Source organism: Streptomyces sp. NPDC046859, assembly GCF_040645135.1.
Lineage (GTDB): Bacteria > Actinomycetota > Actinomycetes > Streptomycetales > Streptomycetaceae > Streptomyces.
Genome location: NZ_JBEYXR010000024.1, coordinates 34,735 through 57,864 on the forward strand (window position 1 = coordinate 34,735; position 23,130 = coordinate 57,864).

A 23,130-nucleotide genomic window follows, 5' to 3' on the forward strand; every position below is an offset into this window, starting at 1 on the left:
CCCGATGGGACTCCTGACCGAGCTCCTGCTGCTGCCGCTGGCCCCCGTGCGCGGCACGCTGTGGGTCACCGACCAGCTCCGCCAGGAGGCCGAGCGGCAGATGACCGACCCTCGCGCGGTACAGGCCCGGTTGGTCGCGCTGAACCAGGCCCTGGACGAGGGTGTCATCGACGAGGCGGCCTTCGAGGAGGAGGAGGAGCGGTTGCTCGCTCTCCTCGGCAGTCCCGTCCCCGCCACCGGGCTCCCGCACCGCGGAGGCGCCCTGTGACCGACCTCGGCACCTGGCCGGCGGGCCCGGACCCCCAGCCGGCCGGGCCCGCCTGCGGAAGCCTCGCGGATCTGCTGGAGCGCGTACTGGACAAAGGCATCGTCATCGCCGGCGACATCAAGATCGACCTGCTCGACATCGAGCTGCTGACCATCCGGCTGCGCCTGTTCATCGCCTCGGTCGAGACCGCGAAGAAGGCCGGCATCGACTGGTGGGAGACGGACCCGGCGCTGTCCTCACGCGCCGCGCGGGACGCGCTCACCGAGGAGAACGCCCGGCTGCGCGCCCGTCTGGAGGCCCTGGACGAAGCCGGCACCGACACCACGGAGGTGACCCGATGAGCACGCTCCCGGCCGGCCGGGCGACGACGGCGGAACCAGAGCCGCGGCCCCCCACCCTCACCTGCGTCTTCGCGGTGACGGACTCCCCCGTGCCACGGGAGGTGCTCGCGCGGACGCCGGGCCATGACGGCGGCGGCCCCCTGCGCACCCTGGCCGCGGGCCCGTTCCACCTGGTCGTGCAGGACGTGCCCGCCGCGGACTACGGCGAGGCGGCGCTCGCGGAACGGCTGAACCGGCCGGACGTGCTGGAGGGCTGCGCCCGCGCCCACCACAGGGGCGTGGAGACGGCGGCGAGCGCGGGCCCCGCCGTCCCGCTCCCGATGGCGACGCTGTACCTCGACGACGGGAACGCGGTCCGGGCCGTGACCGCCCGGGAGGCGTCCCTGCGGGCCCTGCTGGAGCGGCTGCGCGACCGCACGGAGTGGGCGGTGAAGGTCCACGGCCCCGCGGCCGGGCCCGGATCCGCCGCCGACGGGGACGGACCGGCAGACGGGCGGTCGTACCTGCGCCGGGCCAGCGCCCGCCGGCGCACCGAACGGGAGACGCGCGAGCAGGCCCTGGCCCGGGCCCATGCCGTCGACCGGGAGCTGCGGCGGTACGCCGCGGCCGCGACCCGGCACCGGCCGCAGAGCGAGCGGATGACCGGCACGAGCGTCCCGCAACTGCTCAACGCCGCCTATCTGGTCGACGACGCCCGGCGCGAGGAGTTCGTACGGGCCGTCGGCTCGCTGGCCCGCGCGGCCGGGGCCACCGGTCTGGAGGTCACCGTGTCCGGCCCCTGGATCCCGTACTCCTTCGCCCGGCTGGTGGACACGGACGCGGTGGAGCCCGGCGCCCGGCAGGAGGTGGTCGCATGACCGTGCCGGAGGCGGAGGGAGCCGGACGGACCCCGGTGCCGTGGGACGGCCCGGAGCCGTACGCGCCCGTGGGGGTGCCCCTGGTCGACCTGCTGGACCGGGTGCTGGCGGCCGGTGTCGTGGTCAGCGGCGACCTGGTGCTGGCCATCGCCGACGTGCCGCTGGTGCGGATCTCCCTGCACGCCCTGCTGGCGTCGGTGGGCGACCGGGTGCCCGCGCCGTGGCCGGACAGCGGGCCGCTGTGACCGCGCCCCGCGCCCACGCCGTGGACCTCGACCCCGAGCGGGTCACGAACGATCTGGCGGCGCTGGTCCTGACCGTGGTGGAGCTCCTGCGGCAGCTCATGGAGCGGCAGGCGGTGCGCCGCTTCGACGAGGGCACGCTCACCGCCGAGCAGGAGGACCGGCTCGGCACCGCGCTGATGCTGCTCGACGAGCGCATGGACGAGCTGTGCGCGCAGCACGGGCTGCGGCGCTGCGACCTGAACCTCGACCTCGGCCCGCTGGGCCCTCTCCTCGCCGACCCCGGCCGGTGACCCGGAGACACCAGACGGGACCGGGAGGAGCACCGCTCCCGGTCCCGCCCGTCCGCACCTGTCGGCGAACGTCTCGAACGGGGTCAGGCCCCGAGGGTGTTACCGCTTGGCCTTCCGGGTGGCCCGCAGCCACTCCTTGTTCATGCTGGTGATGGACATGAGCGGGATGCCCTTGGGGCAGGCGGTGGCGCACTCGCCGGTGAGGGTGCAGCCGCCGAAGCCCTCCTCGTCCATCTGCGCCACCATGTCGAGCACGCGGGTCTCGCGCTCGGGCGCGCCCTGCGGCAGCACGTTGAGGTGGTTGACCTTGGCGGAGGTGAACAGCATCGCCGCGCCGTTGGGGCAGGCCGCCACACACGCCCCGCAGCCGATGCACTCGGCGTGCTCGAAGGCGAGGTCGGCGTCCGGCTTGGGCACGGGGGTGGCGTGCGCCTCGGGGGCCGCGCCGGTCGGCGCGGTGATGTAGCCGCCGGCCTGGATGATCCGGTCGAACGCCGTGCGGTCGACGACGAGGTCCTTGATCACCGGGAAGGCCGACGCCCGCCACGGCTCGATGTCGATCGTGTCGCCGTCCTCGAAGGACCGCATGTGCAGCTGGCAGGTCGTGGTCCGCTCGGGCCCGTGGGCGTCGCCGTTGATGACGAGCGAACAGGCGCCGCAGATGCCCTCGCGGCAGTCGTGGTCGAAGGCGACGGGGTCCTCGCCCTTGAGGATGAGCTCCTCGTTGAGGGTGTCGAGCATCTCCAGGAAGGACATGTCGGAGGAGATGCCGTCCACCTCGTACGTGGACATGGCGCCTTCGGCTTCGGCGTTCTTCTGCCGCCAGACGCGCAGGGTGAGCTTCATGCGTAGCTCCGCTGGGTGGGGTGGACGTACTCGAAGACCAGGTCTTCCTTGTGCAGGGTCGGAGCCTCGCCGGTGCCGGTGAACTCCCAGGCGGCCGCGTAGGCGAACTCGTCGTCCTTGCGGGCCGCTTCGCCGTCCGGGGTCTGGGACTCCTCGCGGAAGTGGCCGCCGCAGGACTCGGTGCGGTGCAGCGCGTCGAGGCACATCAGCTCGGCGAGCTCCAGGTAGTCGACGACGCGGTTGGCCTTCTCCAGCGACTGGTTGAACTCCTCGCCGGTGCCGGGGACCTTAATACGGCGCCAGAACTCCTCGCGGATCTGCGGGATGCGTTCCAGGGCCTTGCGCAGTCCGGAGTCGGTGCGGGCCATGCCGCAGAACTCCCACATCAGTTCGCCGAGTTCACGGTGGAAGGAGTCCGGGGTGCGGTCCCCGTCCACGGCGAGCAGCAGATTGAGCCGGTCCTCGGTCTCGGCCAGCACCTCCTGGACGGCGGGGTGGTCGTCGGTGACCCGCTCGTGGTGGGGGTTGCGGGCGAGGTAGTCGTTGATGGTGGCGGGCAGGACGAAGTAGCCGTCGGCGAGGCCCTGCATCAGCGCGGAGGCGCCGAGGCGGTTGGCGCCGTGGTCGGAGAAGTTGGCCTCGCCGATCGCGAACAGGCCGGGGATGGTCGTCTGGAGGTCGTAGTCGACCCACAGGCCGCCCATCGTGTAGTGCACGGCGGGGTAGATCCGCATGGGCACCTGGTACGGATCCTCGTCGGTGATCCGCTGGTACATGTCGAAGAGGTTGCCGTACTTGGCCTCGACGGCCTTGCGGCCCATGCGCTGGATCGCGTCGGCGAAGTCCAGGTAGACGCCCTGGCCGCCGGGGCCCACTCCCCTGCCCTCGTCGCAGACGTTCTTCGCGGCGCGGGAGGCGATGTCACGTGGGACGAGGTTGCCGAAGGACGGGTAGATGCGCTCCAGGTAGTAGTCGCGCTCGTCCTCGGGGATCTGGTGCGGCGGGCGGGTGTCGCCCTTGGCCTTGGGCACCCAGATACGGCCGTCGTTGCGCAGCGACTCGCTCATCAGCGTCAGCTTGGACTGGTGGTCGCCGGTGCGCGGGATGCAGGTGGGGTGGATCTGCGTGAAGCAGGGGTTGGCGAAGTAGGCGCCGCGCCGGTGCGCCCGCCAGACGGCGGTGGCGTTGGAGTTCATGGCGTTCGTCGACAGGTAGAAGACGTTGCCGTAGCCGCCGGAGGCGAGGACGACGGCGTCCGCGAAGTAGGTGCCGATCCTCCCGGTGATCAGGTCCCGCGCCACGATGCCGCGCGCCCGCCCGTCGACGACGATCAAGTCGAGCATCTCGGTACGGGGGTGCATCTCCACGTTGCCCGCGGCGATCTGCCGGCTCAGCGCCTGGTAGGCGCCCAGCAGGAGCTGCTGGCCCGTCTGGCCGCGGGCGTAGAAGGTGCGGGAAACCTGGACGCCGCCGAAGGAGCGGGTGTCGAGCAGGCCGCCGTATTCGCGGGCGAACGGCACACCCTGGGCGACGCACTGGTCGATGATCTCGACGGAGATCTGCGCGAGGCGGTGCACGTTGGACTCGCGGGCGCGGAAGTCGCCGCCCTTGACGGTGTCGTAGAAGAGGCGGTGGATCGAGTCGCCGTCGTTGCGGTAGTTCTTCGCGGCGTTGATGCCGCCCTGCGCGGCGATGGAGTGGGCGCGGCGCGGGGAGTCCTGGTAGCAGAACTGGACGACGTGGTAGCCCTGTTCGGCGAGCGTGGCGCCGGCGGAGCCGCCCGCGAGGCCGGTGCCGACCACGATGACGGTGTGCTTGCGCCGGTTGGCGGGGTTGACCAGCCTGGCCTCGAAGCGGCGCGTGTCCCAGCGCTCGGCGACGGGGCCGGAGGGGGCCTTGGTGTCGGCGACGGGTTCGCCGGTCGTGTAGTCGGTGTAGGTCATCTTCAGCTCACCACTCCGGTCATGACGCCCACGGGCACGGCGATGAAGCCGGCCGTGAGCAGCAGCGCGAGGACGTCGGCCGTGGCCTTCAGGGCGCGGTCGCGGGTGCGGCTGCCGGCGCCGAGGGTCTGGGCGGCGCTCCAGAAGCCGTGCCGGACGTGCAGTCCGACGGCGAGCATCGCCACGATGTAGATGGTGTTGCCGTACCAGGTGGAGAAGGTGTCCACGACGTTCTGGTACGGGCGGCCCTCCTGGAAGCCGCCGGAGTGCACGGTGCCGGTGGTCAGGTCCAGGATGTGCCAGACGATGAACAGCGCGAGGATGACGCCGCCCCAGCGCATGGTGCGCGTGGCGTAGGAGGCGCGCGGCTTCTTGTGCACGTACTTGGTGGGGCGGGCCCTGATGTCGCGGCGGCTGAGCTGGTACGCCGAGACCGCGTGGGCGGCGACGGCGACGACCAGGACCACCCGGACGATCCAGAGCGTCCACTCGTAGTGCATGAACGGCTCGCCGACGGTGCGCAGCCAGTGCGCGTAGTGGTTGAAGTCACCGGCGCCGAAGAAGATCTTCAGGTTGCCGATCATGTGGAGGACCAGGTACAGCAGCATGATCAGTCCGCTGACCGCCATGACGGCCTTCTTGCCGACGGTCGAGTCCCACACCGTGCGTGCCAAGGACGGCCGTCGGTCCGTCCGCGTTGCCAGAGCCATGCGAACGACGCTACGGCCGGACCGCCCGATCGGTCCAAGACATGGTGCGCCTCGTTTCCATAGCCGGCACCTATGATGGCTGTATGCAGTTCCAGCAGCTCCAGTACTTCGTGGCGGTCGCCGAGACCCGGCACTTCACCCGTGCCGCCGATCTGGTGCACGTGGCACAGCCCTCGCTGTCGCAGCAGATCAAGGCCCTGGAGCGGGAGCTCGGCGCGGACCTGTTCCTGCGGGCCCGGGGCAACATCACGCTGACGGACGCCGGGGAGGCCCTGCTGCCGCTGGCCCGGCGCATCCTGGCCGACGCCGACACGGCCCGGCACGAGGTGCAGGAACTGGTGCAGCTGCGCCGGGGCCGGGTCCGGCTCGGCGCCACCCCGAGCCTGTGCACGGGCCTGCTCCCGGACGTCCTGCGCGCCTTCCACGACCGCTACCCCGGCATCCGCCTGCTGATCGAGGAGGGCGGTTCGCACGACCTGGTGCGCGAGCTGGCACGCGGCGCCCTCGACCTCGCCCTCGTCGTCCTGCCCCTGCCGACGCCCTCCCCCGCGCTGACGACGGTGGAGCTGCTGCGCGAGGACCTGGTCGTCGTGTCCTCGCCGGAGGCCCCGCCGCCGGGCGGCGGCGGGCGCGCGGTGCGCATCGCCGACCTGGAGGGCGAACGCCTCGTGATGTTCCGGCACGGCTACGACCTGCGCGAGCTGACGGTGGCGGCGTGCCGCGCCGAGGGCTTCGAACCGGAGTTCGCGGTCGAGGGCGGCGAGATGGACGCCGTGCTGGAGTTCGCACGGGCGGGGCTGGGCCTGGCCGTCGTTCCGCGCATGGTGGCGGCGCGGTCGGGCCGGGGGCTGCGGGTCACCCCGCTGGCCCGGCCCGGTCTGCACCGGACGATCGCCCTGGCCCACCGCAGCGACGTGGCGCCGCCGCGGGCCGCGCGGGAGCTGCAGCGGATGCTGCTGGAGCGGTGAGCGTCAGCCGCGCACGGCCGGCATGCCGGCTCGCGCGCCGAACTCGGCACGGACGGCGCCGGCGACGTCGCTGACCCGCGCGGAGCCGTCGTCGGCCGGGCCGACGGTGGTCCGGGACGGCCGCTCGCCGTTCGCGGCGCGGGCGACGTCGGCGCCGCCCGGTGCCGGTGCGGCGGGCGCCCTGCCCACCTCGCCCGTGAGCCCGCCGTACAGGGCGTCGCACTCCTCGGCGGTGGCCGTGTCCTCCGGGGGCCACCGGGCGGCGGAGCGGCCCGGCGCACCCGGCAGGGCTCACCCCGTCGCGTCCACCAGCGCCAGTTCGTGCAGCCGGTCCGGCGGGCCCGGGCGGGCGTAGTACCAGCCCTGGGCGGTGTCGCAGCCCAGGATCCGCAGCTGCTCGGCCTGGGCGCCGGTCTCCACGCCCTCCACGGTCACCGCCAGGTCCAGGCTGTGCGCCAGGGAGACGATCCCTTCGACGATCTTGAGGTCGACGGGGTCGGCGGGGAACCGCTGCATGCTCTGGGTGAACGAGCGGTCCAGCTTGAGCACGCTCACCGGCAGCCGGCGCAGGTTGGCGAGGTTGGAGTAGCCGGTGCCGAAGTCGTCCAGGGCGATGTCGACGCCCATCTCGGCCAGCCGGCGCAGCGGTTTGAGCAGGGCGTCGTCGGCGCCGATGAGAGCCGACTCGGTCACCTCCAGGCAGAGCGCGTCGGGTTGCACGCCCGCGCGCTCCAGGATGTCCACGGTGTCCTGGACCAGACCGGGGTGGGTGAGCTGGCAGGGCGAGAGGTTGACGTTGATGCGGAGCGGACCGCCGTCGTGGTGCCGCTCCCGCCAGGCGCGCGCCTGGCGCACCGACTGCTCCAGCACCCACCGGCCGAGCGGGACGATGAGACCCGTGTGCTCGGCGAGCGGGATGAACCGGTCCGGGCCGAGGATGCCGTGCTGCGGGTGCAGCCAGCGCACCAGGGCCTCCGCGCCGCGCACACTGCCGTCGCCGAGGTGGACCAGCGGCTGGTACTCGATGAAGAACTCGCCCCGCTCCAGGGCGGTCGGCAGCGCCGTGGTCAGCCCGTGCCGGGTGATGGCGCGGGCGTCGGCCTCCGGGTCGGCCAGCTCGAAGCGGTTGCCGCCCGCCGACTTGGCCCGGTACATGGTGATGTCGGCGCTGCGCAGCACCTCCGCCGCGCTGCGCTCCCCGGCCGGCCCCTCCACGACGCCGATGCTGCCGCGCACGGTCAGGTCCCGGCCGTCGACGCTGATCGGCGCGAGCAGCGCGTTCATGATCCGGGAGGCGAGCTCGTCGACCTCGTGCTCGGTGTCGGGGCCGGTGGTCAGGGCCACGAACTCGTCGCCGCCGAGCCGCGCGACCATCTCGCCGGGAGCGGTGGCGCAGGACTGGAGCCGGTCGGCGACCTCGACGAGCAGCCGGTCGCCGGCCGCGTGGCCGAGGCTGTCGTTGACGGTCTTGAAGCCGTCCAGGTCGAGGTAGCACAGGCCGAAGCGCTGTCCCTCGCCGGCGGCCAGGGCTTTCTCCAGGCGCTCGAAGAAGAACGTGCGGTTGGGCAGGCCGGTCAGGGCGTCGTGGGTGGCCTCGTAGCGCAGCCGCAGATTGAGCAGGCGGCGCTCGGTGGTGTCCTCCATCAGGGCCAGCTGGTACTGCGGGGCGCCGTCGGCGTCCCGCAGCAGCGACACCGTGAGGTTGGTCCACAGGGCGGTCCCGTCGGGACGGTAGAACGCCTTCTCGAGGTGGTAGTGCTCGCGTTCGCCGCGGACCAGCTCCTCGTAGAGCTTCCAGGTCTGCGGGGCGTCCTCGGGGTGGGTCCAGTCCAGGACGTTGCGGGTCTGCATGGTCTGCCCGGAGATGCCGAACATCCGCAGCAGCGCGCCGTTCACCTGGAGGATGTTGCCGTCCAGGTCGGCGATGCCGATGCCTATGGCGGCGCCCTCGAAGACCGCGCGGAACCGCGCCTCGGTGGCGTGCAGGGCCTGGGCGACCACGCCCTGGGCCCTGAGCGCCGCCGCGGAGATCGCCTCCTGCTCGGCGAGGGTGCGGGCGCGCAGCGCCTGGGCGTACCCGGCGGCCATGGCGTGCTGGAGCCGTGCCGAGCGGGCCCGCAGGTCCTCCTGGTCGCCGTCGCCGCCGCAGTAGAGCACGAGGTAGGCGTCGACGCAGTCCAGCGAGCGGCTGAGCGCCTCCGGGTCGGTGCAGTGGGCGCCGACCAGAGCCGCGCCGACCGCCTTGCCCTCGTCGGCGTCGAAGGCGCGCTTCCTGAGCGCGCCGCTCAACCGCCGGGCCAGCGGCAGCAGTTGCTCCTCGAACTCCGGCCGGGTCGACGACGTCGCGGTGACCGGGAAGACGGCCCGGCTCCAGATGGTCGCGAACCGGCGCAGTCTGTCCTCCGGCTCGTCGGGCGCCCCGCTCACGCGGTACGCCCCACGCCGGCGAACCCGGAGGAGGCCCATGGGTCGTCGTCCTCCGGTGGGGTGTCCGGGCGCCAGAGCGGCATCGGCACCAGTCCGGGTTCCACCATGTCGTACCCCTCGAAGAACCGCGCGATACCGTCGCGCGAACGCATGATCAGCGGGTTGCGGATGTCCTCGTACACGTCGACCGTGCCCTTGGCCCTCTCCTCGGACAGCGGGATGCCCTCGTACGAGGCGTGCGTGAGCACCAGCATGCTGCCGGGCGCGAGCGCGTCGCGCAGTTCGGCCACCGCTGCGTACGGGTCGTCCTCGTCCTCCACGAAGTGCAGTATGGCAACGAGAAGCAGGGCGACCGGCCGGTTCAGGTCGATGAGGCGCTCGACCTCGGAACTGGCCAGGATCTCCCGGGGCTTGCGCAGGTCCGCGGCGACGACGCCCGTGCCGTCGTCACCGGCGAGGACGGCCTCGCTGTGGGCGACGGCGACCGGGTCGTGGTCGACGTACACCACCCGGGCTCCGGGGTCGGCCGCGCGGGCGACCTCGTGGACGTTGCCGAAGGTCGGGATGCCGGAGCCGATGTCGAGGAACTGGGTGACGCCCTCGCCGACGGCGAACCGCACCGCGCGCCGCATGAACGCCCGGTTGGCCTGCATGATCTTGGGCAGGCCCGGCATGAACTCCATGGCCTTGCGGGCCGCTTCCCGGTCGACCTCGAAGTTGTACGAACCGCCCAGGTAGTAGTCGTAGATGCGCGAGACGCTGGGGACCGAGATGTCGATGTTCCGTGGGGCCCAAGCGGGACGCTCCATCTGACTCTCCAACGCATCGGCGATCCAGTGTTCGAGCTGAGGCTACTGATCGCCCGCCAATGGAGCGAGCAGAAACGGAAATTGACCATCCGTTCCCGGTCACTGCCAGTGGCACGTGCCGCGTCGGCACCCCCCTCATTTCCCCTGAAAACCACCGAAGCGCTCCGCGGAGCCGCGAAGCTGGGGAATCCGGGTGAGCGCGGCCGGCCGGGACAGCACAGGCGTCCGCCCCCTGAGCGGTGGGTTTCAGGGGGCGGACGAGGCCGTGCGCGCGGATCAACCCTGGGGAGGTCTGATCCTCACTTCTCCGACGCGCCGACCGGCTTGCCGTCGGGGCGGATGGCGAACCAGGTGCCGCCGACGCCCTGACCGTTGGTGTCGCCGGGCTTCTTGTCCCCGGCGAAGGTGTAGATCGGCACACAGTCGATGGTCTGCTGCTTCAGCCCGTCGGGCCGGTCGAAGACCACGTAGCCCTGACCGCGGGGCCCGGACCCCTTCAGGTCGATGCCCTTGGTGTCCTTGGCGTCCACCGGCTCGATGACCGGCCACTTCGTCAGGCACTCGCCGGTGCAGGCCGTCTTCATCGGCCAGGGCGAGTCCTTCATGAAGCGGTAGACGGTGTGCCCGTTGCCGTCGACGACGATCTCGCCGAGCTTGGGGTCGTTGCGGGTGGACAGGCCGGGCCGGTCGCCGGCCTGCGTGCCGGAACCGCCCTGCGCCTTCTTGCCGTCGGGGGCGAGCGCGTACCAGGTGCCGCCGACGCCCTGGCCGTTGACGTCACCGGCGTTGATGTCCTTGGCGAAGCGGTACGCCGGCCAGCCGGCGACGGTGAGCTGCTTGGTGCCGTCGGACCGGGTGACCGAGCCGAGCAGGGCCTTGTCGATGCCGGCGCCGGCCTCGGCGTCGTCGGCGGGGACCGGCGGCCACTTCTTGGCGCACTCGCCGTCGCAGTTGGACTTGGCGGGCTCGGCGGTGTCCTTGTCGAAGCGGTAGAGCGTCAGACCGCCGCTGTCGGTCAGCACCTTGCCGAGTTCCGCGTTGGTGGAGACGGACAGTTCACCGGCGGTGGAGGTCTGCGCGCCGATGCCCTCCTCACCCGGCGCCCCGGCGTCGGCACCGCCCAGACCGGTGCCCGCGGACCCGTAGCCGCCGCCCGTGGCGGCCGTGGCTCCCACGTTCTGGCTGCTCGCCGGCGGCGTCGTCTCCTGCCCGCATGCCGTCGTCAGCGCCAGCAGCGCCGCGGCGCTCACCGCGAGCGAGGCGCTCCGCCACGAGGTCTTCATCGTCAACTCCCAGAATCACACCGGTGTCGCAGCGCCCTGCTGCGCCGCCGCACGACGAGGAGTACGCAGCGGAACCCCGTGCGTGTTCAACGAGCGGCCGAAATTCTTTCGGGAAGCCGTGAGACCCCTCCCGCCCCACCCGTCCTCCTGGCCACGCGCGTGCCGCCGCCCCGGCCCGTACGCGCGTGCGCCTCGCGCGCCCGCCACCTGCCCCGGGGCCAAACCCGCCGCGCAGCGACCGTCCCCCGTTCGGGGCAATCCGCCCGTTCCTCGGCGTGTGACGGTCCGCGTGGACACAAGATCTTCGTCGTGCACCGACCCGAACCCACACAATCCACCCTTACCTCACGGCTGTTGGCCGTGACGGTGCTGACCTGGCTGCTGGTGACGGCACCGGCCGGGGCGACGGTGGCCGACGCCTGCGCCTACGCGGACACGGGACCCGGCGGGGTCCAGGCCGTCGCGGTCGCCGGCAGCCTCACCTGGCCCAGCCCGCCGCAGTGCCCCCCGCCGACCCCGACGCCCACGCCCACCCCGACCCCGACACCCACCCCGGCACCGACCCCCGAACCGCCGCCTCCGCCTTCGCCGCCTCCGCCGCCTCCCCCGAAGCCGACACCGACGCCCACTCCCGAGCCCGAGCCGCCGCCCGCCCCGGCACCAAAGCCCTCGGCACCGAAGCCGCCAACCCCCCGGCCCACGCCGCCCCCCGCGCCCAAGCCCGCCCCGGTCCCGGCGCCCCCGCCGAAGAGCGAGGCGAAACCGCCGCCGCCCGCACCCGAGCCCGGCCCGACCCGCGTCCACTACCCCCCGCACCGCGCCACCCCGCAGCGGCAGGCGGCGCACAGCGCCCCGTCGCCCCTGGCCTTCGTCCTGCTGATCGCGGCCCCCGCCATCGCCGCGGTCGCCGCCCTGCGCCCCCGCTGACCCCCTGGAGGACCCCCTTGCCGGAATGGCTTGTTCTCACCCTCGCGATGCTGGCCGCCTGTGGTGTGGTGGTGATCATCACCCTCGTGCGGCACAGGACCGCCCCCGAGGACGAGGACCCCTCCGAGACCCCGGACGTCATCGAGTACATGACGATGTGGATCGGCGTGGTGTACGCCATCGTCCTGGGTCTGGCCATCGCGGGCGTCTGGGAGGGCCGCAGCGCCGCCCAGGACCACGTCCAGGCGGAGGCCGTGGCGCTGCACGAGATCACGGAACGCGTCCGGGTCTATCCACCCGAGGTCCGCGACCGCATTCGGGAGGATGTCAACGCCTACATCGGACACGTCGTCACCACCGAGTGGAGGTCCATGGCGGACGACGGCGAACTCACCGACCGCGGCACCGCGCTGCTCCAGCGCCTCCGCGAGGACGTCACCGACCACGAACCGAGGACCGACTTCGAGGCCCAGGCGTACCAGCCGCTCGTCGACCAGGTGACCGCGGCCGACCAGGCGCGGATCGCCCGCGGCGACTCCACCGGCGCGACCATGCCGGGTGTGGTGTGGTTCGGCCTGCTGGCCGGGGCGGTGATCACCATCGGCATGGTGTTCGCCCTGCAGATCCGGCGCACCCCGCGTGAGCTGATCCTCGCCGGGCTGTTCTCCGCGCTGATCGCGTTCCTGCTCTTCCTCATCTGGGACTTCGACTCGCCCTACGGCCACGGGGCCGCCGAGGCGGCGCAACCGTTCCTCGACCTGTTCCCGCGCGCCAAGGGCTGACCGTGCCCTCATCCCGCCGCAGGGCCGGGGGACGTACGCCGCCGCACCGGCCGCGTCGCCCGGCCGCAGCAACGCGTTCCCCTGGGCGGACCAGACGGTTGCCCCGTTCGTACGACAGCGATCGCGCAGGTGTGCGCCCGTTCCTAGCGTTCCGGACATCGAGGTGCGTGTCCGGCGCAGGCGGCGGAAGGTCCGCCGCCGTTCCTCGGAGACCGGGAGGAACACCATGCGAGCGATACGCGTCGCGTCGGCCGCGCTGCTGGGCGCCAGCGCCCTCGCCGCGACCGCGCCGGCCGCCCACGCGAGCGGTGACGACTCGGGCTTCTGGGCCAGGGTGGTCCCCTCCGCCGTGGAGCCCGGCGGACAGGTGAGGCTGCACGCCAGCGGCTGCGAGCAGAGCGTGACCGTCTCGTCCGGGGTCTTCGACACGGTCGTGATCCCCCGGTGGCGGACCACGGCACGGGTCACCGTCGACCGGGACGCGAAGCGGGGCGCGGTGTACGAGGTGTCGTTCTACTGCGGCACGTTCTGGCAGAGCGCCGACCTCCGGATCACCGGCGGCCGGCCCGAGCCGCGGCCCCGTCCCGCGCACCTGGACAAGGGCGTCAAGGCCGGTGCGGGCGGGACGCCCGCGGGGTTCGATCTCAAGGAGATCGGTCTGGGCGCCGCACTGGTCACGGGCGCGATCGGCACCGCGTACCACCTCTCCCGGCGGCGCACCGACGAGAGCGACGCCTGACACCGCTCCCCCTCCACGGACCTTCGCCCCGGCTTCCCCACAGGGAAGCCGGGGCGAAGGTCCGTGGAGGGGCGTGCGACGGACGAAGAGGTGGCCGGTCAGATCTGCCTCTCCGCCCGGCGCCGCATCCAGAACAGGCCGCCGCCCGCGAGGGCCGCGGCGATGAGGCCGCCGCCGATGGCCATGTCGGCCGTCGTCGCCCCCGTCGACGTGCTGCCGCCGAGGCCGCCGCGGACACCGCCGACGACGGTGAAGGCGGCGGGGTTCGTCAGGGTCCGGCCGCCGCAGTTGACGGTGATGCTGTGCGAGCCCGGACGGGCCTTGTGGTCGATGGTGGCGGTGCCCCGGGCGCTGCCGCCGCCGGTCGGCGACAGCGTCGTGGGCCGGAACGCGTCCGAGGTCGCGGTGCCTCCCGAAGGGCAGCCGTCGACGGTGATGGTGAGCTGTCCGCCGCGGGCGATGACGCTGGGCAGCGCCACGATGTTCCTGGGGCCGGGCATGCCGTCCCGCGCGACGGCCGCCGGGGCGGCGACGCCGAGAGCGGCAACCGCGGTGGCAGCGGCCGCCAGGGTACGAGTGGTACGCATGTGATCCTCCGCGGAAGACGCCCCGGGTCCCGTCCCCGGTCCGATCGGCGAGAAAGCGCCTCCCAGAAAGACCCTCAGATGCCCTGCCCGGGGCCGCATTTCGGCGCTGGTCCGTCCTGGTGAGGGGACACGCCGGGCGACGCTCCCGCGAGATGGATCACCGCAGGTCACGGACCGTCAGAATTTCTCGGCACCCGGCACCTCGTATGGCGCACCGAAAAGTGCCGGGCCACCCGTTCGTATCCGCCCCGTCGCCGGTCCGCCGTGGGGGACTTAGCGTTCCGGTATGCGCGAAGGACACGGCGACGGCCGGGTCGAGAGGGGTTGTCGAATGTGTGGGTGCGAGCTGGAGCAGGCGGAGGAGCGGCGCAGGAAGCGCGCGCCCTGGGGCGTGATAGCGCTGGTGCTGCTGACCGGTCTCGCGCTGATCCGCAACGGGTCCGGCGAATTCGACGTCGGCCCGCCCCAGCCGGCGTCGGCGGCGGCGGCCGACAGCCACCTGCCCGGCCGGCTCGCGCGGTCCGTGCGGCCCCTGCCGTACGCCATGCCGAACCAGGTCCGGATTCCCGGCATCCGGGTGGACGCGCCGATCATCCCCGTCGGGCTGGACGCGGACGGCTGGGTCGCCGCGCCGCCGCCGGAGGACCCGAACCTCGCGGGCTGGTTCACCGGTTCCGTGACACCGGGCGAGAAGGGCACCGCGGTGGTCGTCGGTCACGTCGACAACACCCAGGGGCCTGCGGTGTTCTACGGGCTGGGGTCGCTGGAGAAGGGCAAGCGCGTCGAGATCGCCCGCGAGGACGGCAAGACGGCCGTCTTCCAGATCTACGGCATCGAGGTGTTCGAGAAGAACGACTTCCCCGGCGACCGGGTGTACGCCTCGAAGGGCACCGCCGAGCTGCGGGTCATCACCTGCGGCGGCGGCTTCTCCAAGCAGACCGGCTACGACGGGAACGTGGTCGTCTTCGCCGGCCTGGTCGAGGTCCGCTGAGGGGTCCCGGCCGGCCGGCGGGCCGGCCGCGTCAGAGGAGCCGCCGGTCGGGGACGGTCAGGTGGTACCCGGCGTCCAGCAGTTGCGGCAGATAGGTCCGCAGGGCCGCGACGCTCTGCGAACGGTCGCCCCCGGCGTCGTGCGAGAGCAGCACGACGCCGGGGGCGGCGCCGTCCCACACCGCGTGAACGATTCTGCGGGTGCCCGGCGTGGTCCAGTCGAGGGTGTCCACGGTCCACGCCAGGGGCTCCATGCCCAGGTCGGCGCCGAGCTGGAAGGCGGTCCGGTTCCAGGCGCCGTAGGGGGCGCGGAACCAGACGGGGCGCTCGCCGCAGGCGTCCTCGACGACGTCGCTGGTGCGTTCCATCTCCTCGCGCATCCGGCGGCGGCTGAGCCGGGTCAGCAGCGGGTGCGACCAGGTGTGGTTGCCGACGACGTGGCCCTCGTCGGCCATGCGGGCCACGAGGTCCTTGTTGTAGTCGGCCATCTCGCCGCACACGAAGAACGTGGCGCGTACGTCGTACGCGCGCAGGGTGTCCAGGACGCGCGGGGTGTAGCGGCGGTCGGGGCCGTCGTCGAAGGTCAGCAGCATGATGCGGCCGCGGCCCGGCATCCGCAGCAGGGGCGCCTGCCGCACGAGGGGCCGGCGGGGGGCCGCGCGGGGCGGGCCGTACCCGGTCAGGGGCTGCAGGCGGTAGGAGCTCGGCTTCCGGGCGGGGTGCGCCTGGGGGCCCGCGGGCGGGGCGGTGGCCGGGACCGGCTCGTCGTCGCCCGCGACCGCCGCGAGGACTCCGGCCGTGCCGGCGGCCGAGACGGCGGCGGCTCCGGCGACCAGCAGACGGCGGCGGGTGAGCAGACGCGGGGGCAGCTGATCCTTCGTCATGAATCATCAGTCGCCCGGCCACGGACCGGCGCACCAGTGCGGCACCGGGACGGCGGCATCGAAGCACCCGGGCGGCCGAGCCCCGGTCGTGGTCAGCGGCGCCGGACGAGCGGGAAGGGCAGGGTCTCCCGGATGGTCAGGCCGGTGAGGAACATGACGAGCCGGTCCACGCCGATGCCGAGCCCTCCGGTGGGCGGCATGGCGTACTCCAGGGCGCCGAGGAACTCCTCGTCGAGCTCCATGGCCTCCGGGTCGCCGCCGGCGGCCAGCAGCGACTGGGCGGTGAGGCGGCGGCGCTGTTCGACGGGGTCGGTGAGCTCGGAGTAGGCGGTGCCGAGTTCGGTGCCGAAGGCGACGAGGTCCCAGCGTTCGGCGAGCCGGGGGTCCTCGCGGTGCCGGCGGGTGAGCGGGGAGACGTCGGTCGGGAAGTCCTTGTAGAAGGTGGGCAGCCGGGTCGTCTCCTCGACCAGCCGTTCGTACATCTCCAGGACGACGTCGCCGTGGCCGTCGTCGGCGGTGTAGGGCACGCCCACGCGGTCGCAGTGCCGGTGCAGCCGCAGCAGTTCGGTGCCGGGGCCGATCTCCTCGCCGAGCACCTCGGAGATCGCGCCGTACACCGTCTTGACCGGCCAGCGCCCGGAGATGTCGTACTCCTCGCCGTCCTTGCGGGCGATCTCCGCGCCGAGGGCCGCCCGGGCGCAGCCCTGGATCAGGTCGCGGACGAGGTCGAGCATCACGTCGTAGTCGGCGTACGCCTGGTAGGCCTCCAGGATGGTGAACTCGGGGTTGTGCTTGTGGTCGACGCCCTCGTTGCGGAAGGTGCGGCCCATCTCGAAGACCTTCTCCACGCCGCCGACGCACAGCCGCTTCAGGTACAGCTCGGGGGCGATGCGCAGATAGAGGTCGAGGTCGTAGGCGTTGATGTGGGTGGTGAAGGGCCGGGCGTTGGCGCCGCCGTGGATCTGCTGGAGGACCGGGGTCTCGACCTCCAGGTATCCGCGGTCCAGCAGGCCCTGGCGCAGGGCCTGGACGGCGGTGGAGCGGGCCCGGACGGTGTCGCGGGCGGCGGGGCTGGAGACCAGGTCGAGGTAGCGCATGCGGACCTTGGTCTCGGGGTCGGCGAGGCCGCGGCGTTTGTCGGGCAGCGGGCGCAGGCACTTGCCGATGAGCTGCCAGGAGGTGACGAAGACGGTGGGTTCGCCCTTGTCGCTGACGCCGGCCCGGCCGGTGGCGCTGACGAGGTCGCCCATGTCGCAGTCGGCGGTGAAGCGGTCGAGGGCGGCGCCGGACTCGGCGCGGGTGAGGGCGAGCTGGTGGTCGCCGGACCAGTCACGCAGCACGGCGAAGACGAGTCCGCCGAAGTCGCGGACGAGCATGACGCGGCCGGCGACGGTGACCCGCTGGCCGGCGGGGACGTCGGCGAGGGCGTGGGTGCGCGCGGGGATGCCGACCGGGTAGGGGTCGACGCCCGCCGCGCGGAGCCGGTCGAGGGTGCGGTGCCGGACGCGGACCTGCTCGGGGAGTCCGGCGTCCGGGGCGGCCGCCTCGGCCTCGTCCCCTCCGTCGAGGCCGAGGGCCGCGAGCGGGGGCAGGCCTTCGGTGGTCGCGGGGCGGGGCCCGTTGGGCGGGCGCCCCTTGCGGTGCAGCTTGTGGAGCGACGGTACGGGGACGAAGCCCTCGGCGATGCCGGAGGCCAGACCGATGCGGGCGAGGGACGCGGCCTCGCCGTAGCACAGGAAGCGCGGGTACCAGTGGGGCCGGTACTTGGCGTTGGAGCGGTACAGAGCCTCCAGCTGCCACCAGCGGGAGAAGAACAGCAGCAGGCGCCGCCACATCCGCAGCACCGGCCCGGCGCCGATACGGGCGCCCTCCTCGAAGACGGAGCGGAAGACGGCGAAGTTCAGCGAGATCCGGCGGATGCCGAGCTTGGGGGCGGCCGCGCACAGTTCGGCGACCATGAACTCCATGACGCCGTTGGGGGCGCGGCGGCGGTCGCGGCGCATCAGGTCCAGGGAGACGCCGTCGCGGCCCCAGGGCACGAAGGAGAGCAGCGCGATCAGGCCGCCGTCCTCGTCCCGGGCCTCCACGAGGAGGCAGCCGCCGTCGGCCGGGTCGCCGAGTCGGTCCAGGGCCATGGAGAAGCCGCGTTCGGTCTCGGTGTCCCGCCAGGCGTCGGCGCGGCCGGTGATGTCGGCCATCTCGGCCGCGCCGAGGGCGGAGTGGCGGCGGACCCGGCAGTGGGCGCCGGTGCGCCGGACCCGGTGGACGGCCTGCCGGGTGACGCGCATGTCGCGGCCGTCGAGGTCGAAGTCCTGGACGCGCAGGATCGCCTCGTCGCCGAGCTGGAGGGCGCCGAGCCCGGCGCGGGCGTAGGCGGTGGCGCCGTCCTCGGAGGCGCCCATCACGGCGGGCGCCCAGGCGTGGCGGCGGGCCAGGTCCTGCCAGGCGGCGATGGCGTGCGGCCACGCCTCCCGGTCACCGACGGGGTCCCCGCCGGCCAGGCAGACGCCGGCCTCGACGCGGTAGGTGACGGCGGCCTTGCCGCTGGGCGAGAAGACGACGGCCTTGTCGCGGCGGGTGGCGAAGTAGCCGAGGGAGTCCTCGTCGCCGTAGGCCCGCAGCAGGGCGCGGATGCGGTCCTCCTCGTCGCCGTGCAGGGCGGCCTCCATGCGCTGCGAACGGAACAGGGTCGCGGCGGCGTCGAGGAGGGCGAGCGCGCCGAACAGGCCGAGCACGAAGGACAGGGGCCGGGGCGGGCGGCCGTCGTAGCTGGTGCCGGAGACGAGTCCGCCGCAGACCCGGTCGGCGGCCCAGGCGAGCCGCTGGCCCTGCGGCAGGGTGCCGGGGAACAGCTCGACGAGGCCCCAGCCGATCAGGATGCCGGCGGCGAGACCGGCGACGAGGACGCCGAGGGCCCGGCGTACGGCGGCCCGGCGGGACGCGGCGTAGAACTCGCCGCGGGCGACGATCAGCAGCACCAGGGCGAGCGCGCACACGACGAGGGAGGGGACGGAGTCGGCGTAGTCGCCGACGACCGTGCCGAGGATGTCGGAGAGGACGAGCAGGCCCAGGTAGATCACGACCAGCCACCAGGCGACCTTCTTGCGGGCGGCGGTCGCGGCGGCGAGCAGGAAGAGGAAGACGGCGTAGGCCAGGTTCGCGCTGACGGGGACGACGATCTGGTCGAGGGCGCGGACGACGGGGCGCAGCGCCGTGCGCAGCGGCGGGATCAGGGCCAGCAGCACGCAGAGCAGTCCGAGGGCGCCGAAGAAGGCCGCGACATACTGGGGGACCTTGCCGAGGACCCCGTTTCCGGGGCGCCTCGTCGAGCCCGTGGCGCCCTTCCTGCGGGCGGTCTCCACGGTGGCAGTCATTCTTCGACTCTAGGAAGGCGGCCGCCTCCCCGCCCGTCGAGCGGCCTGCCCGGTCGGCCGGGGCTGGGGCTTCCGATAACCTCCGTGCCGTGACGGAACAGGACGCGCACCGGTTCGAGCGGGGTACCGACGGGCCCAAGGTCATCGTGGTCGGCGTGGACGGCTCGGACTCGTCGCTGCGGGCGGCGGCCTACGCCGCGGGGCTGGCCCGCCGGCAGCGGGCGCTGCTCGCCCTCGTGTACGTGCAGCCGGTGATGACGGCGGGGGTCGCGCTCGGGGCGCCGGTCGCGGAGACGACGGACGAGATCGCCGAGGAGCTGATCGCCTATCTGCGGGAGGCGACCGAGCGGGTGAAGGGGATATTCGATCTGCGCTGGGAGTTCCACACCTTCCGCGGCGACCCCTACAGCGGTCTGGTGAAGGCGGCGGACGAACTGAAGGCGGACGCGGTGGTGGTGGGCGCCTCGGAGCAGGCCGGGCACCGGATCGTCGGCTCGGTGGCGGTACGGCTGGTCAAGGCCGGGCGCTGGCCGGTGACCGTGGTGCCGTAGCCCCGGGCCGGGCCGCGGTCAGAGGGTGCGCAGGAAGTCGAGCACGACCGCGTTGAAGTCGTCCGGCTTCTCCATGTTGAGGTAGTGGCCCACGTCGTCGAGGGTCGCGGTGCGGCCGTGCGGGACGGCCCGCGCGAGCCGTTCGGCGGCGTCGAGCATGTCGGCGGGTTCCAGGGAGCCGTTGAGGGCCAGGAGCGGCACATCGAGCTGGGGCAGCCGGGCCCAGGAGCCGGTCACCCGCACGAGCCGGTCCTTCTCGTCCGGGGTGTGCTTGGAGATGGTGTGCAGGGCCATCTCGCGCAGGCTCCGGGCGATCTCCGGGTCGATGTCGGCGGCGGCGCGGTGTGCGCCGGGGATCACCCGCAGGAAGGCCCGCAGCCAGCCCTCGATGTCGCCGGCGCCGAGGGTGCGCGCGTATTCGGCCTGGATGCCCTTGGTCCACGGGTCGGTGTAGGTGAAGTCGCCGGTGGCGGCGCCGCAGGTGACGACGGCGCGGACCAGTTCCGGGTGTTCCAGCGCGGTGTCGGTGGCGATGACGCCGCCCATGGAGACCCCGACGAGGACGGCGGGGCCGGTGCCGAGGTGGCGCAGCAGGGCGGCGAGGTCGTCGGCCCAGCGGAAGGGTTTCGTGGCGTTGCCGGAGAGGCCGTGGCCGCGCACGTCGGGGGCGATCACCCGGTGGTGGGCGGCGAGCGCCGGTATCTGCCCGGCGAAGGCGCGGTGGTCGACGTAGCCGGGGTGGAGCAGGACCACGGGGTCGCCGGAGCCGGTGTCGAGGTAGGCGAGGTCGCCGTCGGCCGAGGCGAAGTAGCTGGGTTCCGCAGCAGCTGTCATGACAACCAAGGTGTCATCTTCTCGCCGTTTTGACAACCGAGATGTCATGATGGCCGGGTGAACGACACCGGCAAGCCCCTCCCCGCCGACGAGCTGGCCCACCGGCTGACCGAGGTCTTCGACCTGGTGGGCCCGCTGTACCGGCTCACCCAGCACAGCGTCGAGCAGGGCGCGGCCGCCGAGGGCCTGTCCGTCACGGTCCGGGCGGTCCTGGACCTGCTCCACGGGCGCGGGCCGCTGACCGTGCCGGCGATGGGCCGCGCCCTGGCCGTGAGCCGTCAGTTCGTGCAGCGCACGGTGAACGAGGCCGCGGCGCGGGGACTGGTGGAGAGCGTCCCGAACCCGGCCCACCGCCGGTCCTCCCTGATCCGGCTCACGGACCCGGGACGGCGGGCGATCACGGCCGTGCTCGCGCGCGAGCACCGCGCGCTGCGCGAGACGGGCGGCGACCTCACGGACGCGGACGTGACGGCGTGCGTGCGGGTGCTCGGCGAGCTGCTGCGCCTGATGGAGCGCGCCGACGGCGGCTGACCGCGGCTACTTCGCCATCCGCAGGCCGTCCTCCGCCGCGCCCCGGCTGAGGACGACGTCCCGGATGCGGTCGCGCACGCCCCGCAGGTCCGCGCCGCCGGCGATGGCCCGGTTGAGGTCGACCACCCGGCCGGCGTCCACGTCGAAGAGCTGCGGAAGGAACTCCGCCTCGGTCACCTCCCAGCGTCCGCCCTTCTCGGCGGGCGGCGCGAAGGTGAAGCGGCCCAGGGTGGACTCGTTGCCGCGCGGGTCCTGCACGCCCTGGTCGTTGTACATCGCGCCGGCGATCTGGTCGCCCATGCCGTAGACCACCCAGGTGCCGTTGACCTTCTCGTAGGCCTGCGGGACATGGGCGTGGGTGCCGAGGATCAGGTCGATGTCGGGACGGTCGCCGGTGCGCGCGGCGGTGAGGTCGCGGGCCAGGGTCAGCTGCTCGTCGTCCGGGGCGTCCTGCCACTCGGTGCCCCAGTGCAGGGACACCACCACGACGTCGGCGCCGGCCTTCCGGGCGGCGCGGGCGTCCGCCACGATCCTCTCCTGGTCGATGAGGTTGACCGCCCACGGCTGGCCGGGAGGCAGCGGGAGGTCGTTGACGCCGTACGTGTACGCCAGATGCGCCACCCTGGCCGGTCCCGCCCGCAGCACGGTCGCGGTGCGTGACTCGCCCTCCGCCCGCGCGGTGCCGGCGTGCTTCACCTTCGCCCGGTCGAGGGCGTTCAGCGTGCGCAGGATACCGGCGGCGCCGTCGTCGAGGCTGTGGTTGGAGGCCGTGGAGCAGCCGTCGTAGCCGGTGGCGGCGAGACCGCGGGCGACCTCGGGCGGCGACTTGAACAGGGGGTAGCCGGTGTACTCGCCGTTCTCGCCGTAGACGGTCTCCATATGACACAGCGCCAGGTCGGCGGCGGAGACGACGGGCTTGGCCCCGGCGAGCATCGGACGGAAGTCGTACCCCTTGCCCCCGGCGTCGAAGCGCGCGCGGTCGATGACGGACGTGTGCGGCAGCACGTCGCCGGAGGCGACGAGCGTGAAGCCGCGGGGACCGGCGGACGCACCCGACCGGCCCGCGACCTCGCGGTTGTGGGCCTGGCAGGCGGCACCTGCGGCGAGGACGGCTGTGACAGCGATGGCCACAAGCCGACTGCGTGCGATCATCAGCTCACCCCTTGTGGTCGTATATACGCATCAAATAGGTACGAAGCGGGACACCATCGCAAACAATTCGGCCACTCCGATTAGCCCGTCCGCGCACCCGCCGCAGGCGGAAGGGACCGTTCACCGCACCGTTCGCCGACGCGATCGACCGTCCGCCGCAGGCCGTTGCGCGCGCCCTGTCCCCCGATCGGGGGTTGCGCTGCGATACGGCCATGACGGCCGGAACCACCCTCACGACCAGGACGACCGCCGAGCACGAGCTCGCCGCACTGCAGCGCGAGCACGGCCGGCCCCTCTTCGCGCTCCTCCTCCGGCTCTGCGACGGAGACCGGCAGCGGGCCGAGGATCTGGCACAGGAGACGCTGGTGCGCGCCTGGCAGCATCCCGAGGCCCTGCGCGCCGACGACTTCGACTCCGTCCGCCCGTGGCTGATGACCGTCGCCCGGCGGCTCGCGATCGACGCGCGGCGGGCCCGGCAGGCACGTCCGGCCGAGGTCGGGGACGCGATACTGGAGAACGCCCGCGTCATGTCCGATCACGCCGAGCGGGCCGCCGAGGCGCTCGACGTCCGCGAGGCTGTGAAGACTCTCACTCCCGAGCACCGTGACGTCCTGGTGCTGGTGTACTTCCAGGGGGCGAGCGTGGCGGAAGCGGCCCGGGCCCTCGGGATTCCGCCCGGTACGGTGAAGTCGCGCGCCTACTACGCGCTTCGCGCCCTGCGCAGGGTGCTTCCGGGATACGCGCCCGACCTGCGGTGAAACCGACGGCCGAGTCAAACCTCCGTAAAGCGCC

General features: G+C 73.1%; 25 protein-coding genes. 13 read left to right on the top strand and 12 right to left on the bottom strand.

Going from position 1 to position 23,130, the window contains the following annotated elements:
• The first annotated feature begins 4 nt into the window (after positions 1-4).
• From ABZ899_RS28560 to ABZ899_RS28580, 5 genes are read left to right on the top strand one after another with little or no spacing between them, the layout of a single operon-like run.
• Complete coding sequence (locus ABZ899_RS28560; protein ID WP_361351298.1) at positions 5-268, top strand: gas vesicle protein GvpG; 264 nt, start codon at positions 5-7, stop codon at positions 266-268.
• Positions 265-609 carry a gas vesicle protein gene (locus ABZ899_RS28565; RefSeq protein WP_361351300.1) on the top strand — a complete coding sequence of 115 codons (345 nt, stop codon included), beginning with the start codon at positions 265-267 and terminating at the stop codon, positions 607-609. The genes ABZ899_RS28560 and ABZ899_RS28565 overlap by 4 nt, the downstream gene beginning before the upstream one ends.
• A complete protein-coding gene (locus ABZ899_RS28570) occupies positions 606-1,466 on the top strand; it encodes a GvpL/GvpF family gas vesicle protein (RefSeq protein WP_361351302.1) in 861 nt (286 codons plus the stop codon). Before ABZ899_RS28565 ends, ABZ899_RS28570 begins: the two co-directional genes overlap by 4 nt.
• A complete protein-coding gene (locus ABZ899_RS28575) occupies positions 1,463-1,711 on the top strand; it encodes a gas vesicle protein (protein ID WP_361351304.1) in 249 nt (82 codons plus the stop codon). Before ABZ899_RS28570 ends, ABZ899_RS28575 begins: the two co-directional genes overlap by 4 nt.
• The gene (locus tag ABZ899_RS28580; protein ID WP_361351305.1) at positions 1,708-2,001 is read left to right on the top strand and encodes a gas vesicle protein K; all 294 of its coding nucleotides are present in this window, start codon (positions 1,708-1,710) and stop codon (positions 1,999-2,001) included. The genes ABZ899_RS28575 and ABZ899_RS28580 overlap by 4 nt, the downstream gene beginning before the upstream one ends.
• Before the next feature lie 99 nt (positions 2,002-2,100).
• Here ABZ899_RS28580 and ABZ899_RS28585 read toward each other — a convergent pair whose 3' ends face one another.
• From ABZ899_RS28585 to ABZ899_RS28595, 3 genes are read right to left on the bottom strand one after another with little or no spacing between them, the layout of a single operon-like run.
• Positions 2,101-2,847 (bottom strand): succinate dehydrogenase/fumarate reductase iron-sulfur subunit, encoded by a 747-nt coding sequence (locus tag ABZ899_RS28585; RefSeq protein WP_361351307.1) that lies wholly within the window; start codon positions 2,845-2,847, stop codon positions 2,101-2,103.
• Entirely contained in the window at positions 2,844-4,790 is a 1,947-nt protein-coding gene (locus ABZ899_RS28590) for a fumarate reductase/succinate dehydrogenase flavoprotein subunit (RefSeq protein WP_361351309.1), read from the bottom strand. The genes ABZ899_RS28585 and ABZ899_RS28590 overlap by 4 nt, the downstream gene beginning before the upstream one ends.
• A gap of 2 nt (positions 4,791-4,792) precedes the next feature.
• Positions 4,793-5,464, bottom strand: a complete 672-nt coding sequence (locus tag ABZ899_RS28595) for a succinate dehydrogenase (protein WP_361351409.1) — start codon at positions 5,462-5,464, stop codon at positions 4,793-4,795.
• A 119-nt stretch (positions 5,465-5,583) separates the two neighbouring features.
• Here ABZ899_RS28595 and ABZ899_RS28600 point away from each other — a divergent pair, with 119 nt between their 5' ends.
• Positions 5,584-6,468: a LysR substrate-binding domain-containing protein gene (locus ABZ899_RS28600; RefSeq protein WP_361351311.1), complete on the top strand. Its 885-nt coding sequence runs from the start codon at positions 5,584-5,586 to the stop codon at positions 6,466-6,468.
• Between the two features lie 3 nt (positions 6,469-6,471).
• Here ABZ899_RS28600 and ABZ899_RS28605 read toward each other — a convergent pair whose 3' ends face one another.
• The 4 genes from ABZ899_RS28605 to ABZ899_RS28620 form a co-directional block, all read right to left on the bottom strand.
• Positions 6,472-6,657, bottom strand: coding sequence for a hypothetical protein (locus ABZ899_RS28605; RefSeq protein ID WP_361351312.1), 186 nt, complete (start codon positions 6,655-6,657; stop codon positions 6,472-6,474).
• A 102-nt stretch (positions 6,658-6,759) separates the two neighbouring features.
• Positions 6,760-8,895, bottom strand: a complete 2,136-nt coding sequence (locus tag ABZ899_RS28610) for an EAL domain-containing protein (protein ID WP_361351314.1) — start codon at positions 8,893-8,895, stop codon at positions 6,760-6,762.
• Positions 8,892-9,704: an SAM-dependent methyltransferase gene (locus ABZ899_RS28615; protein WP_361351316.1), complete on the bottom strand. Its 813-nt coding sequence runs from the start codon at positions 9,702-9,704 to the stop codon at positions 8,892-8,894. Before ABZ899_RS28615 ends, ABZ899_RS28610 begins: the two co-directional genes overlap by 4 nt.
• Before the next feature lie 299 nt (positions 9,705-10,003).
• On the bottom strand, positions 10,004-10,987 hold the full coding sequence (locus ABZ899_RS28620) for an SCO0930 family lipoprotein (RefSeq protein WP_361351318.1): 984 nt from the start codon (positions 10,985-10,987) through the stop codon (positions 10,004-10,006).
• Positions 10,988-11,347: 360 nt separating this feature from the next.
• Between ABZ899_RS28620 and ABZ899_RS28625 the strand changes: the two genes are divergently transcribed.
• The 3 genes from ABZ899_RS28625 (at position 11,348) to ABZ899_RS28635 (ending at position 13,435) form a co-directional block, all read left to right on the top strand.
• A complete protein-coding gene (locus ABZ899_RS28625; protein WP_361351411.1) occupies positions 11,348-11,914 on the top strand; it encodes a hypothetical protein in 567 nt (188 codons plus the stop codon).
• A gap of 17 nt (positions 11,915-11,931) precedes the next feature.
• The gene (locus ABZ899_RS28630; protein WP_361351319.1) at positions 11,932-12,696 is read left to right on the top strand and encodes a hypothetical protein; all 765 of its coding nucleotides are present in this window, start codon (positions 11,932-11,934) and stop codon (positions 12,694-12,696) included.
• Positions 12,697-12,922: 226 nt separating this feature from the next.
• On the top strand, positions 12,923-13,435 hold the full coding sequence (locus ABZ899_RS28635; RefSeq protein WP_361351321.1) for a hypothetical protein: 513 nt from the start codon (positions 12,923-12,925) through the stop codon (positions 13,433-13,435).
• Between the two features lie 98 nt (positions 13,436-13,533).
• Here the strand turns inward: ABZ899_RS28635 and ABZ899_RS28640 are convergent, their stop codons facing one another.
• On the bottom strand, positions 13,534-14,022 hold the full coding sequence (locus ABZ899_RS28640) for a hypothetical protein (RefSeq protein WP_361351323.1): 489 nt from the start codon (positions 14,020-14,022) through the stop codon (positions 13,534-13,536).
• Between the two features lie 331 nt (positions 14,023-14,353).
• Between ABZ899_RS28640 and ABZ899_RS28645 the strand changes: the two genes are divergently transcribed.
• On the top strand, positions 14,354-15,013 hold the full coding sequence (locus ABZ899_RS28645) for a class F sortase (protein WP_361351325.1): 660 nt from the start codon (positions 14,354-14,356) through the stop codon (positions 15,011-15,013).
• A gap of 31 nt (positions 15,014-15,044) precedes the next feature.
• On the opposite strand, the gene ABZ899_RS28650 is transcribed toward ABZ899_RS28645, so the two are convergent.
• Together ABZ899_RS28650 and lysX are read right to left on the bottom strand one after the other, a co-directional pair.
• Positions 15,045-15,896, bottom strand: a complete 852-nt coding sequence (locus ABZ899_RS28650; protein WP_361351326.1) for a polysaccharide deacetylase family protein — start codon at positions 15,894-15,896, stop codon at positions 15,045-15,047.
• A 92-nt stretch (positions 15,897-15,988) separates the two neighbouring features.
• Complete coding sequence (gene lysX / locus ABZ899_RS28655; RefSeq protein ID WP_361351328.1) at positions 15,989-19,270, bottom strand: bifunctional lysylphosphatidylglycerol synthetase/lysine--tRNA ligase LysX; 3,282 nt, start codon at positions 19,268-19,270, stop codon at positions 15,989-15,991.
• A gap of 89 nt (positions 19,271-19,359) precedes the next feature.
• Here lysX and ABZ899_RS28660 point away from each other — a divergent pair, with 89 nt between their 5' ends.
• Entirely contained in the window at positions 19,360-19,821 is a 462-nt protein-coding gene (locus ABZ899_RS28660) for a universal stress protein (protein WP_361351329.1), read from the top strand.
• Positions 19,822-19,839: 18 nt separating this feature from the next.
• Here the strand turns inward: ABZ899_RS28660 and ABZ899_RS28665 are convergent, their stop codons facing one another.
• Entirely contained in the window at positions 19,840-20,655 is an 816-nt protein-coding gene (locus ABZ899_RS28665) for an alpha/beta hydrolase (RefSeq protein WP_361351331.1), read from the bottom strand.
• Between the two features lie 57 nt (positions 20,656-20,712).
• Between ABZ899_RS28665 and ABZ899_RS28670 the strand changes: the two genes are divergently transcribed.
• Positions 20,713-21,186 (top strand): MarR family transcriptional regulator, encoded by a 474-nt coding sequence (locus ABZ899_RS28670; protein WP_361351333.1) that lies wholly within the window; start codon positions 20,713-20,715, stop codon positions 21,184-21,186.
• A gap of 6 nt (positions 21,187-21,192) precedes the next feature.
• On the opposite strand, the gene ABZ899_RS28675 is transcribed toward ABZ899_RS28670, so the two are convergent.
• Positions 21,193-22,338: a CapA family protein gene (locus tag ABZ899_RS28675; RefSeq protein ID WP_361351335.1), complete on the bottom strand. Its 1,146-nt coding sequence runs from the start codon at positions 22,336-22,338 to the stop codon at positions 21,193-21,195.
• Positions 22,339-22,550: 212 nt separating this feature from the next.
• Between ABZ899_RS28675 and ABZ899_RS28680 the strand changes: the two genes are divergently transcribed.
• The gene (locus ABZ899_RS28680; protein ID WP_361351336.1) at positions 22,551-23,096 is read left to right on the top strand and encodes a sigma-70 family RNA polymerase sigma factor; all 546 of its coding nucleotides are present in this window, start codon (positions 22,551-22,553) and stop codon (positions 23,094-23,096) included.
• Positions 23,097-23,130: the final 34 nt, after the last annotated feature.